Raw genomic sequence first — 13,768 nt, 5'->3', positions numbered from 1 at the left:
GCGGGGCGCGGGGCGGGGGCCCGCGCCCCCCCCAACCCCTGCTTGGAGGGCGCCGCTTATCGCAGCGGCTGCGCTCACGGTCTTGGCGGTGGCGGCGTTGAGCTTGCCGTCGTGGTGTTCAGCGACAACGAGGATCTTGGTCATTACAGCAACCCCTTCTGCTTGAGTGCAGCGACCAGTTCGGCCGCGTCCTTGACCATCACGCCCTTGCTGCGCTTGACCGGCGCCGCGTACTGGGTGGTCTTGAAGGTATCGGCGGCTTCAACACCGAGATCGGCCAGCTGCAGGGTCTCCAGCGGCTTGGCTTTGGCCTTCATGATGTCGGGCAGCTTGATGAAGCGCGGCTCGTTCAGGCGCAGGTCGGTGGTGACCACGGCCGGCAGGTCCACTTCCAGCGTTTCCAGGCCGGCATCGACCTCGCGGGTCACGGTGGCCTTGCCGTCGGCGATGTCCAGCTTGCTGGCGAAGGTCGCCTGCGGGCGGCCCCACAGCGTGGCCAGCATCTGGCCGGTCTGGTTGGCGTCGTCGTCAATGGCCTGCTTGCCCAGCAGCACCAGCTGCGGCTGCTCCGTTTGGATCAGCTTGAGCATCGCGCGGGCGGCGGTGAGCGGCTGGATGGCCTGGTCGGTGACCACGTGGATGGCGCGGTTGGCGCCCATGGCCAGGCCGTTGCGCAGGTGCGCCTGGCAGTCGGCCGGGCCGATGGTGGCGACGATGACTTCAGTGGCGATGCCCTTGTCGCGCAGGCGCAGGGCTTCTTCCAGGGCGATGTCGTCGAAGGGATTGGGCGACAGCTTCACGCCGTCGGTGACCACGCCCGAGCCATCGGGCTTCACTTGGATGCGGACGTTGTAGTCCACCACCCGCTTGTAACCGACCAGAATCTTCATCGTCGCGACTTTCCTGTGGGGCAGGCCGGCGCACGGCGTGGGGCCGGGCGGCGGGCTTCGAAGGGACCCCAATTCTACCCGCTCCGCCCGTCACGGCGCAGTAAAAACCGGGTTCAGAGCCGGATTTCCCCCGCCTTGGTCAGGCGGCTGCGGCGGCGGGGTCCAGGCTGGCCAGCCAGTCGTCGTCCGAGCCTTCGTTCACGCCTTCGAACAGGATCGTGCTGAGGTAGCGCTCGCCGGTGTCGGGCAGCATCGCCAGGATCACCGAACCCGCGGGCGCGTCTTGGGCCACCTGCAGCGCGGCGGCCACGGTGGCGCCTGCGCTCAGCCCGGCGAAGACGCCTTCCTCCGCCGCCAGCCGGCGTGCGGTGTCACGCGCGACGAGGTCGTCCACCGGGCGGATCTGGTCGGCGATGCTGCGGTCCAGGACGCCGGGGACGAAATCGGGGGTCCAGCCCTGGATCTTGTGCGGGGCCCAGTCCTTGCCGTTCAACAGCTGTGCGCCCGCAGGTTCGCTGGTGACGATCTGCAGGTCGGGGCGCGCCAGTTTCAGCACCTGGCCGGCGCCCGTCAGGGTGCCGCCGGTGCCCCAGCCGGTGACGAAGAAGTCCAGGCGCTTGCCGGCGAAGTCCTGCAGGATCTCCGGTGCCGTGGTGCTGCGGTGGTACGCCGGGTTGGCCGGGTTCTCGAACTGCTGCGCCAGGAACCAGCCGTGCCTGGCCGCCAGTTCGGCGGCCTTGCGCACCATGCCGCTGCCGCGCTCGGCGGCGGGCGTGAGGATCACCTTGGCGCCGTAGGCGCGCATCAGCTTGCGGCGCTCGATCGAGAAGGTTTCGGTCATCACCGCCACGAACGGATAGCCGCGCGCCGCGCAGACCATCGCCAGCGCGATGCCGGTGTTGCCGGACGTGGCTTCCACCACGGTCTGCCCGGGCTTGAGCACGCCGCGCTTTTCGGCGTCCAGGATCACGGCCAGCGCCAGCCGGTCCTTCACCGAGCCGCCTGGGTTGAACGATTCCACCTTCACATACAGCGACACGTGCGAAGGCGCGATGCGGTGCAGCCGCACGATGGGCGTGCGGCCAATGGTGTCGAGGATGCTGTCGTAAAGCGCCATGCCAATCTCCAGATGCAGTAACGGGGTCAAGTTCACTTCCCGCAGAAAAACGGGGTCAGGCGGCTTCGGCGACCCGTGCGGCCGGGGCGCCCAGCGGTGCGGCGCCGAACCAGTGCAGCGGCATCGCCAGCGCGGCCACTTCGCCCAGGATCAGCAGCGCGGGCGACTGCACCGCGTGATGTGCGGCCAGCGACGGCAGGTCGGCCAGGGTGCCGGTGATGACGCGCTGCTCGGGGCGCGAACCGTTCTCCACCAGCGCGAACGGCGTGCCGGCCTCGCGGCCGTGCGCCAGCAGGCGGTCGCGGAACCCGGCCAGGCCGGCCACGCCCATGTAAACGGCGAGCGTCTGCTTTTCCTGCGCCAGCGCGCGCCAATCCAGGCTGTCCAGCGAGTCCTTGCAGTGCGCGGTGACGAAGCGCACCGACTGCGCATGGTCGCGGTGCGTCAGCGGCACGCCGGCATAGGCGGCGCAGGCCAGCGCCGCGGTGATGCCCGGCACCACTTCGAAACCGATGCCGTGGGCGTGCAGGAACTCCAGCTCTTCGCCGCCGCGCCCGAACACGAACGGGTCGCCGCCCTTGAGCCGCACCACGCGGCGGCCGGCCCGCGCGTGTTCGAGCATCAGCGCGTGGATGCCGTCCTGCGACACATGGTGGTTGGCCGCCTGCTTGCCCACTTCGATGAAGTCGGCGTCGCGCCGCGCCAGGGCGAGCACGCCGGGCGACACCAGCCGGTCATGCAGGATCACGTCGGCCTGGTTGAGCAGGCGCAGCGCGCGCAGCGTCAGCAGGCCCGGATCACCGGGGCCTGCGCCCACCAGCGCCACCGAGCCGATGTCGCGCGAGGGCGGGGCCTCGCCCAGCGCGGCTTCGAAGGCGAGCTTCGCGCCGTCGGCATCACCGGCGCGGAAACGCTCGGCCACCGGCCCGGCCAGCAGGGTTTCGAAGAAGCGCCGACGCTCGGCCAGGCGCGGATGTCGCGCGCGGATGCGGCCGCGCTCGCGCAGCAGCAGGTTGGCTAGGTCGGCCAGGGATTCGTCGAGTTCGGTTTCAAACTTCTCGCGCAGGTGCCGCGCCAGCATCGGCGCGCCGCCGCCGCTGGAGATGGCGATCTGCAGCGGGCCACGCTCGATGCGCGCCGGCGACTGGTAGCTCGACAGCGCCAGGTCGTCCACCACGTTGGCCCAGATGCGGCGCGCCTGCGCGGCATCCGCGACCGCACGGTTCACGTCGCCGTCGTCGGTGGCGGCCACCACCAGCCAGGCGTCGTCGAGCCACGCGGGTTCAAACGCACCGGCCAGGTGCTCGATGCGGCCCTGCGCGAACAGCTCCATCACCGACGGTTCCAGCCACGGCGCGCCGACCACCACGCGTGCGCCCGCGGCGAGCAGTGGTTCGAGCTTGCGCCGCGCCACCGCGCCGCCGCCCACCACCAGTACGCGGCGACCGCGCAGGTCGGCGAACAGGGGGAACAGCGTGGCGTTGTCCTGGCTCATGCCCCGAAGCTAGGCCCAGGCCGCCGCGCCCGGAAATGACGAGCCGCCCCGTGCATATGCCCGTCGGTTATGTGCGCGCGTGGACGCGGCCGGCGGCGCGGGTTAATTTCGCCGCTGGCCAGCCCGGCCGGAACAGGAAAAAGCATGTCCGACTTTCCCTTCACCGCGCAGATGGGCTTGGTCTACAGCCACCCCTTGGTCCGCCTGGTCGTCGGGGTGGTGATGGTGATCGGTTCGATGCTTTTGGGTGGGCTGCTCTGGAGCAAGCTGCTGGGCCCGGCCTCGTCGAGCCCGATGGGTGAGCTGGTGAATTCGCTGTGGCTGGCCGCGCTGGCCATGCTGGCCTACGCCGCCTTCGTGCGCTGGGTCGAGAAGCGGCCGGTCACTGAGTTCGGCCGCCACCGCGCGGTGCGCGAATGGGCGGCCGGCGTGGCCCTGGGTTTCGGCGCGATCACACTCACCGTGGCCGTCATCGCGACGCTGGGCGGCTACCGGGTGACCGGCTGGAACCCGCCGTCGGTGCTGGTGCCGGTGCTGGCGCTGGCGATTTTTTCCGGCGTGTTCGAGGAAATCATCGCCCGCGGCCTGGTCTTCCGCCTGCTCGAGCAGTGGCTGGGCAGCTGGACGGCCCTGGCGCTGTCGGCGCTGCTGTTCGGCTTCCTGCACGTGCTCAACCCCAACGCGACCCTGCTGGCCGCCGCGGCGATCTCGATCGAGGCCGGCATCCTGCTCGGCGCGCTGTACATGCTCACGCGCCGGCTGTGGATGGCCATCGGCCTGCACATGGCCTGGAACTTCACCCAGGGCGGCATCTACGGTATCCCGGTGTCGGGGCTGGACGTGCAAGGGCTGCTGTTCAACACCATGCAAGGCCCGCCGCTGCTGACCGGCGGTGCGTTCGGCGCCGAGGCCTCGCTGCCGGCGATCGTGATCTGCACCTCGCTCGGCCTGTGGGTGCTGTACCGCGCGCACCGAAAGGGCCGTTTCGTTGCGGCCAGCCCGCACCGGTTCCGGACCGGCCAGGCCGCACCTGCCGTGGTGCCTTCGCAGGCCTGACGCCGCGCACATGCCCGGTGGCGTCCTGCACATGCCGTCCGGTTATCAGGGGCGTATGGACGCATCGCCGGGCCCGGGTTAGCTTGTCTGCATGACCTCGGCGCCGCGCGCCGCCTCTGGAATGCCCGTGTCCATGCTCCGTTGCCTGCCGTGTTGCCGCCCGCCCGTGCCCTGAACCGCTGGCGCCCGACAACCCTGGAACGACCATGACCCTCACGCAGCTGCGCTACCTCATCGCCATCGCCGACTCGGGCTTCAACATCACCCTGGCCGCCGAGAAGGTGCACGCCACCCAGCCCGGCCTGTCCAAGCAGCTCAAGCTGCTGGAGGACGAACTGGGCTTCCTGCTGTTCCAGCGCAAGGGGCGCAGCCTCGAGTCCATCACGCCGGCCGGCCGGGACGTGCTGGCCCACGCCCGCCGCGTACTGGCCGAGGCCGGCAACATCCGCGCCTACGCCGCCAACGAACGCGGCGAGAAGCAGGGCCGGCTCACCCTGGTCACCACCCACACCCAGGCCCGCTTCGTGCTGCCGCCGGCGATCGCCGCGCTGGCGCGCCGCTTCCCCGACGTCAGCATCCACCTGCAGCCGGCATCGGAAGGCGAAGTGCTGGACCAGCTGGCCGGCGGCCTGGCCGACTTCGCGGTGGTGAGCACGGCGGGCGACGTGCCGGCCGGTGGCCTGGCCGTTCCGCTGTATCGCTGGCGCCGCGTGGTGCTGGTGCCGGCCGCGCACGCACTGGCTGCGCTGGGCCGCGCGCCCACGCTGGCCGAGCTCGCCCCGCTGCCGCTGGTCAGCTACGAATCCACCAACAAGCCCGAATCGTCGCTGCGCCGCGCCTTCGCCGCGGGCGGCCTGGAGCCGCAGATCGCGATGACCGCGCGCGACGCCGACCTGATCAAGACCTACGTGCGCGCCGGACTGGGCGTTGGCCTGCTGGCCGAGATGGCCGTGAGCGCGCGCGACGACGCCGACCTGCGCGCGCTGCCGGCGCCTTCGGCCGTGCCCGACTGCATCAGCTGGGCCGTGCTGCCGCGCGAGCGCGTGCTGCGTGACTACGCGCTGGAGCTGCTGCTGGCGCTGGCCCCGCAGCTCGACCGCAGCGACCTCAAGCGCGCTGTCGCCGGCCACGACACCCCCACCTGGCCGGTGCCGCCCACGTGGGTGGAGCTGAGCCAGGCCATCACCAACTGACGGGCCAACGCGCAGGCCTTACTGCGCCGCGCCCGTGGCGGACTTGCCGAACAGTTCGCTGGCCGGACTCGTCTCGGGAAGGATGTAGACGATGCCCGCGGTCTGCTTGAATGCCGGCGCCACCACGCTCTGGTAGAACGAGGGCGGCACGTTGATGCAGCCGAACGAGATGCGGTTGTCGTCCGGGGTTTCGCTGCTCAGCCGCTCGGCGCGGCGCTCCTTGGGCGTGCCCGGCACGACCGGATGCAGCGCGATGGAGGCGTCGTAGTCGATCAGCAGCACGCCGTGGCCCTTGATGTCCTTGTCCAGGTGCGCAACGAATCGCCCCGCGGGCGTGGTGCGGTCTTCGGGGCGGATGGCCGACATCGACAGGTCGCCGATGCCGGCCGCGGTCTTGTCGCCCCGCGCCGAACCCAGCAGGGCCGCTTCGTGGCCCCGCAGCCTGCCTGCGGCGTCGAAAACGAACACGCGGGCGCTGACCTTGTCGATCAGCATGAAGGGCAGCCCGGCGTTGTCGCCCGACTCGCCGATCCACTGCGCGACGTGCCGGACCTCGGGCGAGGGTTCGTGCCCCGCGAAATCGACGCTGGCCGCCGTGCCCGCCCCGGTCGCGCACAGCGCGGCGAGGGCGACGCGCGACAACGCCAGGCGGGTAAACCCACCTGGCGCCGACAAAGCCTTCATTGTCGCGACCATGCCGTCAGTTGCGGTACGGCTTGGGTGCGCGCACCGGCGGAACGTACGGCGGCACTTCCTCTTCCTCTTCGACCGGGACGACCGTGATCACGGTGGTCGGCGGCGGCGGCGTGGTGACAGCGACCACGGTCGGCGGCGTGACCGTCGGCGGCGGCGGCGGTACGACGACCAGCGGCGGCGGCGGCGGGGGCGGGGGCGGCGGCGGCGGCGGCGGCGGCGGGGGCGGCGGCGGCGGCGGCGGCGGCGGCGGTACGGCGGCGGTGATCAGGCCCGTGCTGTGGGCCGCGATGGTGCCGCAGCAGTTCACGGCCAGCGCATAGAGACCGGCATCGGCGCCGCCGAGCGTGTAGCCGCTGTACGTGATGCCCTGCAGGCCGACTTCGGGGGAGTCGTAGTTGGCCACGGCGCCGGGGCCGGCCACCAGGGTCACGCCCGCGGGGTTGCCGATCAGGCCCGCAAGGATCGCCGTGGTGGTGCCGTCGAACACGCGGTCCACGGCGTTGGCGAACACCAGCATGTAGCTGCTCAGCGCGGCGCCTTCGGTCAGCGTGAAGTGGGTGCTGTAGTCGGTCGGCGTGGTGTACGACACCGGGTTGTAGTAGATCGACACCGGCGCCGCGGTGACCGTGGTCGGCGGCGCCAGCGCGGCGAAGCGCACGGTGCCGCCGGTGATGCCCGGGCCGGTGCCGTCGGTGTCGGCGCTCAGCACCAGGCCGCGCGCCAGGCCCAGGCTGCGGGTGGGGTCGTTGGTGCCGCGGGTGACGGTGATGGCGCCGCCGACATTGACGTCGTTGGCCGCGCACATCATCACGTTGCCGTCGGTGACGGTGATCGCGCCGGACTGGTTGATGTTGCGCCCGGCGGCCAGCAGCAGGCTGCCGTTGGTCAGCGTGATGGCGGCATTGACGTTGATGTCGCGGCCGCAGCAGGTCGAGAAGTTGCCGTTGGTGGCGGTGACCGCGGCATTGATGTTGACGTCGCGGTCGGCGATCAGGCTCAGCGTGGTGGGCGCGCCGCTGGCCGACCAGCTGATCGCGTCGTTGATGAAGATGTCGCCATTGCCCGCACCGGCGCCCGCGGTGGAAATGGTGATGTTGTTGGTCACCAGCTGGGCCGACAGCGTCGAGCCCGAGATGTTGTCGCCCACGGCGCTGCCGACGGTGAAGTCCTGCGGATCGATAAGCCAGGTGCCGGTGCGGCCGTTCGCCGCCGCCGTGGTCACCTGGATGCCGGCGTCCACGTTGACGGTGGCGGCGGAGGTTTCGATGAAGCCGCCGTTGCCCGCGGTCGGGGCGCTGGCGTCCAGCACGCCACCCGCGTTGACGGTGCCGCTGGCCATGTCGGCCAGCAGCAGGATGCTGCCGTTGCGGTTCTGCAGGGTCTGCGCACGGATGACGCCGGTGTTGTTCACCACGGTGTGCAGCACGCTGCCGGCCGCCTGCGCGGTCATCAGCACGCGGCCGCCGTCGGCCTGGACCATGCCGCGGTTCTCGACCAGCGCGTTCATCGCGCCGGTGGTCACGGCCACGTTTAGCAGGCCGTCGCCCGCGACGTCCAGCGTCACCGCTTCGCCGCCCACCAGCGCCACGCTGCCCAGCCGCGCCGAGATCACGCCGTCGTTGCGGACGTTGCGGCCCATCAGCGCGACGTAGCCGCCGCCGTTGGCCTGCAGGTTGCCCTGGTTGACCACGTCGCCGGTGCCGGCGCCGGTGAAGCGATGGCGGCCGGCGAGGAAGTCGGCGTCCGCCATGCCCATCGTGGTGGCCACCAGGCCGCCGACGCTGACCGACGAACCGTTGCCGAACAGCACGCCGTTGGGATTGATCAGGAACACCTGGCCGTTGGAGGTCAGCGTGCCCATGATCACCGACGGATCGGCGCCGGTGACGCGGTTGAGCGCGATCGAGCTGGCGCCGGGCTGCACGAACTGCACGCCCTGGTTGGCGCCGATGCTGAAGGACTGCCAGTTGATGATCGCCAGCGCGCTGTTCTGCGTGATGGTGGTCTGGTTGCCGGTCTGCACGATGCCGGCCTGGCCGGCGATCACCTGGCCGCCGGTCGGCGCCATGGACTGCGCCAGCACGGGCGTGGCGAGGGCCAGCAGCAGCGCGCTGGACAGGGTGGACAGCGCGAGGCGCGCAGTACGGTGGGTGGGTTGGCGATTCATGCGGATTCCTTCATGTGCCGCGCGAGGCGGCTAGGGCACAACATCAGAAGTACTTGACGGCCTGGATCCAGAAACGACCGGACTTGTCGGGGGCGGAGATCGCGTCTTCGCTGCCCAGCTTCCAGGCGTAGTAGCTGCGCACGGACCAGTTGCCGGGTTCGCTCCACGACAGGCCGACGCCGGCGCTGCTCAGGCTGCGATTGTTGTCGCCCGGAAACCACGGGTCCTTGTTGATGGTGATGCGGCCGGCGTCCACGAAGCCCAGCAGGTGCAGCTGGCCCGGGATGCGCTCGGAGGTGCGCGCCATCAGCAGCCGGGCCTCGAGGTTGGCGATGAGGCCTTCGTCGCCGGTGGCTTCGCCCTGCGGGTAGGCGCGTATGCCGTCCATGCCTCCCAGCACCAGCTTCTCGGACGGATCGAGGTTCTTGGACGCCAACTGGCCGGTGAGCGACGCGCCGAGCGAAAGGTTCTGGGTGATGCGCTGCACGCGGCTGCCGTGGAACCACAGCTTGCTGTAGTCGCCCTGGGTGCGCGCGGTGGCGGCGTCGATGGCGCGCGGCAGCGGCGATTCGATGTCCAGCCGGCCACCCGACAGCGCCAGGTAGAAGCTGCTGGTGCCGCCGCCGCCGATGTCGTCGCTATGGTCGCCGTACAGCGACAGGATCAGCACGTCGGCATCGGCCAGGCGGTTGGCGGTCGGGAACAGGTCCAGCCGGTCCTCGAATTCCCGATGCTCGAAGGTCAGGCCCGTGTACAGGTTGGTGTCGCGCGAACGGATCAGGGGCAGCGAGCCGTACACGCTGGCCACCTTGGCGGTGCCGTTGGCGCCCAATGGCTTGAACTGCTTGCCCAGTTCGTACTCCAGCCAGCTGTAGGCGACGCCGGCCGTGGCCCGCCCCAGCATCGTCTGGTAGGAAGCGCGGCCGTAGCTGAGACCCTCGCCCGAAGTCAGTAGGCGCAGGCTGGCCACGTCGCCGCGGCCCAGCGGGTTGTTGAAGTTGATCTGGCCACCCACCCGGTTCTCGCCGGTGTAGGGATTGCCGGCGTTGTCGGCGTCCACGAAGCCGGTGATGCGGTGTCCCGGTTCGACGTCGATGATCAGGTCGCTGCTGCCCGGCGCGGTGCCCGGGGCCAGCGTGGAGCGGATGTTGACGCCCGGGATGTCCGACAGGCGCAGCAGGCGGTTCTCCAGCGGTTCGATCTGGATCGGCTCGCCGGTGGCGGGGGCGTCCAGGACCTCGCGCACCAGGCCGTCGGACAGGTCGCTCTTGTTGCGCAAGACGACCTCACCGTAGCGACCCTCGCTGACGGCGATGGTCACCACGTGGGTGCTGATGTCCTGCGCCGGCAGGTAGGCCTGCGCGACGAAGTAGCCGCGTTCGCGGTAGTAGGCGGTGATGCGCGCGGCCATCGCCTGCAGCTCGGCCAGCGTGGACTCGCTGCCAGGCACGAAGCCGGTGGCGGCCAGCAGTTCGGCCTCGGTGAAGGCGACGGCGCCGGTGACGCGCACTTCGTTGACCAACACGCGGGCGCCTTCGGCACCGGTATCGACTGCGGCCGCGGACTCTTCGATGAGCACCTGTGGCGCCGTGCGCGGCAGTTCAACGGGCGGCCGCAGCTGGTTGAGCTGGCTGCCGGCACCGGGGGGCTGCTGCGCGTACGCACTGTGGCTCAGCGCCAGCAGCGCCAGCGGAAGGATTCTCGATCGCATTTTCATGGGAGCCTTCCCTTTTCGGGGGCAATGTCCCGGCCACCGTGGGTGGGAGGGCGCAGCAGGAGTGCAGCCGATGGGGCGTCACGCATTCGCATGCGCAGGGCGACCGGCTGGCCGTCTATCGGCGAAGGCTTGGATGTGAAGGTCTTCGCGTGGCCTTCACTATCGACGTTCAGGAAGGCGCACCTATGTGCGTTGTCGCGCTTAGCGCAGCGGTTGTTTCGCTGCCGTTGGGTTTCGCGCCGAAGGAGTGTGACTCAGTTCGCGTTCGCGGTGCCGGCCAGGATCATCGCCTCGGCCACCCATTCCGCCGCGCGGATGCCGTCCACGCCCGCCGACAGGATGCCGCCGGCATAACCCGCGCCTTCGCCGGCCGGGAAAAGGCCGCGTGTGTTGAGGCTCTGGCCGTCTTCGCCCCGCGTGAGGCGCACGGGCGAGGAGGTGCGGGTCTCGACGCCGGTGAGCAGGGCGTCGGCCATGTCGAAGCCCTTGATCTGCTTTCCAAACGCCGGCAGCGCTTCGCGGATGGCGTCGATGGCGTAGCGCGGCAGGGCGGTGGACAGGTCTCCCAGGCGAATGCCCGGCGTATACGAAGGAACCACGGCGCCCAGCTCGGCGGAGGGCTGGTTGGCGATGAAGTCACCGACCTTTTGCGCGGGCGCTTCATAGGTTTCACCGCCCAGCCTGAAGGCCACCGACTCCCAGTGCCGCTGCAGCGCGATGCCCGCCAGCGGACTGCCGCTGGGGTCGAACTCGGCGAAGTCTTCCGGCGTGATGCCCACCACGATGGCGGCGTTGGCGTTGCGCTCGTTGCGCGAGTACTGACTCATGCCGTTGGTGACCACGCGGCCCGGCTCGCTGGCGGCAGCCACCACGGTGCCGCCGGGGCACATGCAGAAGCTGTAAACCGAGCGCCCGTTGCGGCAGTGGTGCACCAGCTTGTAGTCGGCAGCACCCAGCAGCGCATGGCCCGCCTGCGGGCCAAAGCGCGCTTCGTCGATCACCGACTGCGGGTGCTCGACGCGGAAGCCGATGGAGAAGGGCTTGGCTTCCATGTAAACGCCCTGCGCATGCAGCATCGCGAAGCTGTCGCGTGCGCTGTGGCCCAGCGCCATCACCACGTGGTCGGCGCGCAGGGTCTCGCCGCTGGCCAACACCACGCCGCGCAGGTGGCGCACGCCATCGACATCCACCTCCACGGCGAGGTCGTCGACGCGCTGCGAGAAGCGGATCTCGCCGCCCAGGCCTTCGATGGTGGCGCGCATGTGTTCCACCATCGACACCAGGCGGAAGGTGCCGATGTGCGGCTTGTTCACGTACAGGATTTCGTCGGGCGCGCCGGCCTTGACGAATTCGTCCAGCACCTTGCGGCCCAGGTGGCGCTTGTCGCTGATCTGGCTGTAGAGCTTGCCGTCGGAAAACGTGCCTGCGCCGCCTTCGCCGTACTGCACGTTCGACTCGGGGTTGAGCACCTTCTTGCGCCACAGGCCGAAGGTGTCCACGGTGCGCTCGCGCACTTTCTTGCCGCGCTCGAGGATGATCGGCCGCAGGCCCATCTGCGCCAGCACCAGGCCGGCGAACAGGCCGCAGGGGCCCATGCCGACCACGACCGGGCGCAGCGTCTGCGCCGGCGACGGTTTGGCGATGAAGCGGTAGGTGGTGTCGGGCGTGGGCGTCACCTTGACGCGGTGGCTGCGCGAAGCCGAACGCTTGAGCACCGCGGCCTCATCGGCCACGTCCACGTCCACCGAATAGGTCAGCACGATATGCCCCCGCTTGCGCGCGTCGTAGCTGCGCTTGGCCACCGACACCGACCGCAGGTCGCCGGCCTCCACGCCCAGGCGCGCCAGGACGGCCTGCGTCAGCGCGGGCCCGGCGTGGTCTAGGGGCAGGGTGATGTCGGTCAATCGCAGCATGGGGCGGGCAGGGGCGGCCTGGGAAGGCGCCCATAATCCCACGGACACCCCTGGCCGCGCTCAGGCGCTGCTGGGCAACTCGTCAAAATGGAGGCCGCACTCGCGCTTGAGCCCGAAGAAGCGGGTGTCCTGTTCGCTCATTCCCGGCTGCCACGGGCGCGTGGTGTGCACGTCGCCGATCGACACGTAGCCCTGGTCCCACAGCGGGTGGTAGGGCAGGTCATGCCTGGCCAGGTACTGCCCCAGGTCGCGGTCGCTCCAGTCGGCCAGCGGGTGCAGCTTCCAGCGGCCGTCCTTGATCTCCAGGAAATCGATGTCGGCGCGCGTGCTGGCCTGGCTGCGGCGCAGGCCGGCGATCCAGGTGCGCACGCCCAGTTCCGACAGCGCGCGGTTCATCGGTTCCACCTTGCGCAGGCGGTTGTAGCGGTCGATGCCTTCCACGCCGTTTTCCCAGAGGCGGCCCAGCCGCGCTTCCATCCAGGCGATGCCCACCTGCGGGCGGTAAACCTTCAGGTTCAGGCCCAGGCGCTCGGTCAGCTGGTCGACGAAGCGGTAGGTTTCCGGGAACAGGTAGCCCGTATCCACCAGGATGACGGGCAGGTCGGCGCGTGCGCGCGTAGCCATGTGCAGCGCCACCGCCGACTGCGCGCCGAAACTCGACGACAGCGCATGCTCGCCCGACAGCGATTCCAGCGCCCACTCGATGCGCTGGGGCGCGGTGAGGCCGGTCAGCCAGGCATTGAGTTCGGCCAGCGCCTGCCGGGACTCGGCCGCTGCGGTGGGATCGGGGACGATGCTCATGACGCCAACTCCAGGGGAATGCCGATGCGCGGCGTGACCACGCCGGTGCGCACCAGGAAATCGCCGAATCCTTCGGCGGGGCGGCGCTGCGCGGCGTAGTCGGCCAGCAGCGGATCCAGGGCCGCGAGGATCTGCGGCTCGTCGATGTTTTCGCGGTACAGCGCGTTCAGGCGTTGGCCGCGGTGGTCGGCGCCCAGCATCAGGTTGTAGCGGCCGGGCGCCTTGCCCACCAGCGCGATCTCGCCCAGGTAGGGCCGCGAGCAGCCGTTGGGGCAGCCGCTGATGCGCAGGATGATGGGCGCATCCATCAGGCCGTGTGCTTCCAGCAGCGTTTCCACTTTTGAAGTGAGGGCGGGCAGGTAGCGCTCGGCTTCGGCCATGGCCAGGCCGCAGGTGGGCAGGGCCACGCAGGCGATGGACTTCAGGCGCAGCGGGCTGGCCGTACGGAAGCCGTCCAGCCCGTGCGCGTCCACCAGCGCGTCGATGCGCGCGCGCTGGGACGCCGGCACGCTGGCGACTACCAGGTTCTGGTTGGGCGTGAGCCGGAAGTCGCCTTCATGGACCTTGGCGATTTCGCGCAGGCCTGTTAGGTGGGCGCCGTCGGCGCCGTCCTGGATGCGGCCCGACAGCAGGCGCAGCGTGAGGTGCCAGGTGCCGTCATGCCCTTCAACCCAGCCGAAGCGGTCGCCGCTGTGGTCGAAAACGAAGGGGCGCGCCGGGGGG

10 protein-coding genes and 1 pseudogene are annotated in these 13,768 nt (G+C 70.2%); 2 read left to right on the top strand and 9 right to left on the bottom strand.

The genetic code is table 11. The features are described 5' to 3' along the window. Positions 1-143 precede the first annotated feature (143 nt). From K0M70_RS00390 to cysG, 3 genes are all read right to left on the bottom strand, one after another. Positions 144-890 carry an electron transfer flavoprotein subunit beta/FixA family protein gene (locus K0M70_RS00390; protein ID WP_290777784.1) on the bottom strand — a complete coding sequence of 249 codons (747 nt, stop codon included), beginning with the start codon at positions 888-890 and terminating at the stop codon, positions 144-146. 139 nt (positions 891-1,029) lie between these two features. Continuing rightward, on the bottom strand, positions 1,030-2,007 hold the full coding sequence (gene cysK / locus K0M70_RS00385; RefSeq protein ID WP_290777781.1) for a cysteine synthase A: 978 nt from the start codon (positions 2,005-2,007) through the stop codon (positions 1,030-1,032). Positions 2,008-2,062: 55 nt separating this feature from the next. Continuing rightward, positions 2,063-3,502: a siroheme synthase CysG gene (cysG, locus tag K0M70_RS00380; RefSeq protein ID WP_290777778.1), complete on the bottom strand. Its 1,440-nt coding sequence runs from the start codon at positions 3,500-3,502 to the stop codon at positions 2,063-2,065. Positions 3,503-3,646: 144 nt separating this feature from the next. Here cysG and K0M70_RS00375 point away from each other — a divergent pair, with 144 nt between their 5' ends. Both K0M70_RS00375 and K0M70_RS00370 read left to right on the top strand, forming a co-directional pair. After that, on the top strand, positions 3,647-4,558 hold the full coding sequence (locus K0M70_RS00375) for a CPBP family intramembrane glutamic endopeptidase (RefSeq protein WP_290777776.1): 912 nt from the start codon (positions 3,647-3,649) through the stop codon (positions 4,556-4,558). Positions 4,559-4,764: 206 nt separating this feature from the next. Beyond that, on the top strand, positions 4,765-5,751 hold the full coding sequence (locus K0M70_RS00370; RefSeq protein WP_290777773.1) for a LysR family transcriptional regulator: 987 nt from the start codon (positions 4,765-4,767) through the stop codon (positions 5,749-5,751). Between the two features lie 18 nt (positions 5,752-5,769). Here K0M70_RS00370 and K0M70_RS00365 read toward each other — a convergent pair whose 3' ends face one another. From K0M70_RS00365 to K0M70_RS00340, 6 genes and pseudogenes are all read right to left on the bottom strand, one after another. Next, on the bottom strand, positions 5,770-6,435 hold the full coding sequence (locus tag K0M70_RS00365; protein WP_290777770.1) for a L,D-transpeptidase: 666 nt from the start codon (positions 6,433-6,435) through the stop codon (positions 5,770-5,772). A 16-nt stretch (positions 6,436-6,451) separates the two neighbouring features. Then, entirely contained in the window at positions 6,452-8,614 is a 2,163-nt protein-coding gene (locus K0M70_RS00360; RefSeq protein WP_290777767.1) for a filamentous hemagglutinin N-terminal domain-containing protein, read from the bottom strand. A 43-nt stretch (positions 8,615-8,657) separates the two neighbouring features. Then, the gene (locus tag K0M70_RS00355; RefSeq protein ID WP_290777764.1) at positions 8,658-10,325 is read right to left on the bottom strand and encodes a ShlB/FhaC/HecB family hemolysin secretion/activation protein; all 1,668 of its coding nucleotides are present in this window, start codon (positions 10,323-10,325) and stop codon (positions 8,658-8,660) included. A gap of 260 nt (positions 10,326-10,585) precedes the next feature. Beyond that, the gene (locus K0M70_RS00350) at positions 10,586-12,244 is read right to left on the bottom strand and encodes an NAD(P)/FAD-dependent oxidoreductase (RefSeq protein ID WP_290777762.1); all 1,659 of its coding nucleotides are present in this window, start codon (positions 12,242-12,244) and stop codon (positions 10,586-10,588) included. A 60-nt stretch (positions 12,245-12,304) separates the two neighbouring features. After that, the gene (locus K0M70_RS00345) at positions 12,305-13,045 is read right to left on the bottom strand and encodes a phosphoadenylyl-sulfate reductase (RefSeq protein WP_290777760.1); all 741 of its coding nucleotides are present in this window, start codon (positions 13,043-13,045) and stop codon (positions 12,305-12,307) included. After that, positions 13,042-13,768: pseudogene (locus tag K0M70_RS00340) on the bottom strand (sulfite reductase); the annotation flags it as partial. The pseudogene K0M70_RS00340 and the gene K0M70_RS00345, both read right to left, overlap by 4 nt.

The sequence above is a fragment of the Arenimonas sp. genome, assembly GCF_019459675.1.
Classification (GTDB): Bacteria; Pseudomonadota; Gammaproteobacteria; order Xanthomonadales; family Xanthomonadaceae; genus Arenimonas.
Note: the sequence above shows the minus strand (reverse complement) of the source record. Positions and strands in the feature narration are given on the sequence as shown.

Coding starts and splice junctions, on each gene's coding strand:
- K0M70_RS00390 (WP_290777784.1), bottom strand. CDS start 890: ATGAAGATTCTGGTCGGTTACAAGCGGGTGGTGGACTACAACGTCCGC.
- cysK (WP_290777781.1), bottom strand. CDS start 2,007: ATGGCGCTTTACGACAGCATCCTCGACACCATTGGCCGCACGCCCATC.
- cysG (WP_290777778.1), bottom strand. CDS start 3,502: ATGAGCCAGGACAACGCCACGCTGTTCCCCCTGTTCGCCGACCTGCGC.
- K0M70_RS00375 (WP_290777776.1), top strand. CDS start 3,647: ATGTCCGACTTTCCCTTCACCGCGCAGATGGGCTTGGTCTACAGCCAC.
- K0M70_RS00370 (WP_290777773.1), top strand. CDS start 4,765: ATGACCCTCACGCAGCTGCGCTACCTCATCGCCATCGCCGACTCGGGC.
- K0M70_RS00365 (WP_290777770.1), bottom strand. CDS start 6,435: ATGAAGGCTTTGTCGGCGCCAGGTGGGTTTACCCGCCTGGCGTTGTCG.
- K0M70_RS00360 (WP_290777767.1), bottom strand. CDS start 8,614: ATGAATCGCCAACCCACCCACCGTACTGCGCGCCTCGCGCTGTCCACC.
- K0M70_RS00355 (WP_290777764.1), bottom strand. CDS start 10,325: ATGCGATCGAGAATCCTTCCGCTGGCGCTGCTGGCGCTGAGCCACAGT.
- K0M70_RS00350 (WP_290777762.1), bottom strand. CDS start 12,244: ATGCTGCGATTGACCGACATCACCCTGCCCCTAGACCACGCCGGGCCC.
- K0M70_RS00345 (WP_290777760.1), bottom strand. CDS start 13,045: ATGAGCATCGTCCCCGATCCCACCGCAGCGGCCGAGTCCCGGCAGGCG.